This window comes from Asaia sp. SF2.1 (assembly GCF_000505765.1).
Classification (GTDB): Bacteria; Pseudomonadota; Alphaproteobacteria; order Acetobacterales; family Acetobacteraceae; genus Asaia; species Asaia bogorensis.
Window position 1 is genome coordinate 24144 of record NZ_AYXS01000049.1, and the last position, 3223, is coordinate 27366.

At 59.3% G+C, this 3223-nt stretch carries 2 protein-coding genes and 1 pseudogene; 2 read left to right on the top strand and 1 reads right to left on the bottom strand.

What is annotated here, in order from left to right; genetic code table 11:
* On the bottom strand, positions 1-1696 hold a 1696-nt coding region (locus P792_RS33670), incomplete at its 3' end, for a TonB-dependent receptor (RefSeq protein WP_235075525.1).
* Positions 1697-1853: 157 nt separating this feature from the next.
* On the opposite strand from P792_RS33670, the gene P792_RS33675 reads away from it, so the two are divergent.
* Both P792_RS33675 and P792_RS39285 read left to right on the top strand, forming a co-directional pair.
* Positions 1854-2621, top strand: a complete 768-nt coding sequence (locus P792_RS33675; RefSeq protein WP_235075526.1) for a GntR family transcriptional regulator — start codon at positions 1854-1856, stop codon at positions 2619-2621.
* Positions 2622-2770: 149 nt separating this feature from the next.
* Positions 2771-3223 (top strand): annotated as a pseudogene (locus tag P792_RS39285) (hypothetical protein); the annotation flags it as partial.

Genomic DNA, 3223 nt, shown 5'->3' on the forward strand with positions numbered 1-3223 from the left:
CATAGGTGAGCACGGATTCAGGCTTGAAGGGGCGAAGCTGGTTGGCGTTCTGGGTGATATTGGCCGAGAAGCCGCCGGGCTTGAACCCTTTGGAGAAGATGGCATAGCCCATGATATTGGGCGTAACCTGATACTGCGCCCCGACACGGCCGCCGAACTGGTTGGTGAGCGCGCCCGAGTTGCCGAAATTGGTTTGCGAGGTGGCGAGTCCGGTATTCAGATTGACGTTGGTGCTCGTCAGATTGAGCATCTGGCGGTCGTCGGAATCGTGATTGATCGCGCCGATCAGCGTGAGCTTGGGCAGGACGCGGTAGCTGAGCTGCACATACTGGTTGAAGTTCTGCTGGTTCTGACGATAGGACGTCTCGTTCAGCGGCGTGGTACCGGGACGATCGGAGCTATCGTACCAGAAGCTCTGTGCCATGCGCGAGCGGCTGTAATACAGGCCGGTTTCCCAGTGGAAGCGTGCTTTCGGGTCACGCGATTCCAGCTTTACTTCCTGAGAAAACACATTGGTCTGGTTGTTGCGGAACATGTTGCCGTAGGATTTGACCGAGTTGGTCTGGTTCGTCAGCTCATGCTCGTCAACCATCTCATAGGCGCTTTGTGACCACAGACGTGCCCAGTTGAATTCCTTGGTGTAGCGCACATTCGCGCCCCAGAAGAGATTATCCTCACGCGGCTTCGTGTTGTTGGGGTTGATGCCAATGATCTTGGCAAAACGCGGATCGAGACCCCATGCCGTCTGGTAGATATCCCCCGTGATGGGCACACCATAGGAATTATAGAGATTGTGACCCGAGGAGGATTCCGACTGGTCGGTTGTCCAGTGGCCCCCGATATCAAGGCGCGAGGTCTCGTCAATCTTCCAGCGCAGCTTGCCGCGCAGCGCGCCGATATTGCTGTTGCCGTAACCTGTGCCCTGCGCATTGTGCTGAAAGCCGCCACCCGTGAGGGACTGACCGGCAATGCGATAGGACACGCTTTTTGACAGTGGCCCCGAAACGAAGCCCTCGACGCGATTGCGCCCGTAACTGGCGATATCCTCGGTCAGGCCCGCATGGAATTGCTGCGTCGGGTCGCCCGTATGGAAGTTGATCTCGCCGCCGGTGGTCGGCTGACCATGGGTGAAGCCCGAGGCACCAGGGGCGACGGACACATCATCCATATCGAACAGGATACCCGTGGTCATGATGCTGACCGGATAGGCGATGCCATCGACATAGGGCATGACCGAAGGGGTATTATTCTGGGTGAAATCCATCAGCCCCACGCCACGCAGGGCGAAATTGAGGGCGGCGCTGCCAAAGCTCGGCTGGATGGTCAGGTTGGGTGCCACGCGCACGATATCTGTCAGCTGCCGAACGTTCCGGTTCTGCAATTCCTGACGGGACAGAACGGTTTCGGAATGAGCATCATGCTGGCCTGCACTTGTTACGCCGCGCCGCGCCGAGACATGCACGGTTTCACTGCTGCCCGCGAGGGATGACGGGGGACGGGCACCCGCCTGACGATGCACATTTGCCTTGCCGGACTTGCTGCGCAGCGCCGGTTTTGCGCTCTGGCCGGCGGCGTTGGCCGGGCTGATCCAGGCTGTCGCGCCCATCAACAGGGGACATGCTGCAAACGTCGTGACGAGAAGCGCGACACGACACGAGAAGGGACGGGCAGGGCGTGATGTCGCAAGGGAAGGCATCTGTGACTCCGGGCATCAGGATGGCAGGCATCGGCGCGATGGGGAACTTGTTGTATACCAATTAGAATACGATTCGGTTCAGTTCAACTTCGGAATGAAAAAAAGAGCGGGAACCGTTTCATTTCGTATCGTCACCGAGTGGATGGCGGTGCCCTGCGTGCCAGTGCTTGCCCAAGTCCGGGGAGATGGGCATAAAACGGGGATGCTCTACGAAAACAGGCTTCCTGAAGACAGGTCCTACGAGAAAAGCGAACCGGAACGTGCCAGCGGGCTCGTGATCGAGGAAAAGATCATTCGCGCCGTTCTCTCGGGGCGGATCGCGCCTGGCGAACGTTTCGGTGAGAAAGAGGTCGGAGAGATCTTCGGCGTCTCGCGCACGATGGTGCGTGAGGCCATGATCAGGCTTAGCTCACGCGGTCTGGTGGATGTCACGCCGCGCCGCGGCTGGTTTGTGATCGAGCCTAGCGTGGCGGAAGCCCGGGAGGTGATCGAGGCGCGCCGTGCGGTCGAATCGGGACTGATTCTGGATCACGGTCTAGTAGGGCCGGAGGCGATTGCCCGGCTCCGTAGTCATCTCGTTGCGCAGCAGAGTGCGATTGAAGGGCAGGATCTGGCGCGGCGCTCTTATCTGCTCGGGCATTTTCACGTTCATATTGCCGATGTGCTGGGCAATTCGGTCATTGCCAATATTCTCGAAAACCTCACAGCACGTACGGTGCTGATCGCCGCGCTGTACCAGTCGGATGAGGATGCCCAGCATTCCTGCCACGATCATGAAGCGCTGATTGTCGCGATGGAGCGTGGTGATCGTGATGAGGCGCTGCGTATCACGCGTGATCATCTGATCCACCTGGAAAAGGCGCTGCGTAATCGCGCTCGCAGCAACCGTCATGAACGCCTGCACGAGGCGCTGGCCGAGCCGTGACCCTGATGGCGTCGGGCTTGTCGGGCCTGATGCGCGTGCAGGCGCGTCTCGACAAGGTTGCTCGGCAAAGGCACAGATAGGTCAGACCTTTTACTGAGCACGATACAAACAATTACCTCTGTCAGGATTGCAGGGCTAAGCCCTTGGTCATGACGATCTCGCCAGTGCCTTTCCCGATCCTTGAGCCCAGTCAGGCTGCGACCCTTCCATCCGAGGTGCTTCGTCACCCTGTTTTCGGCAAGGATCTGCGCGTCGGCACGCGTGCATCGCCTCTGGCGCTGGTACAGACGCGCAGCTTCATGGCGCAACTAGGCGAGGCCTTCCCCTTTCTGGAAATCTTCGGCTCGGTGAAAGAGCATCCGATCTCGACCCGTGGTGACCGTGATCAGGCACGGCGTCTGGCAGAGATCGGCGGCAAGGGGCTGTTTTCCCGTGAAATCCATGAAGCGCTCAGGGCGGGCGACATCGATTTTGCCGTGCATAGCCTCAAGGATCTGGAAACCTTTCTGCCGGACGATCTGATGCTGGGTTGCGTCCTGCGTCGTGAAGACCCCCGTGACGGGCTGGTTCTGCGTGATCGCGATGCTGTCCGCCCCGGGGGT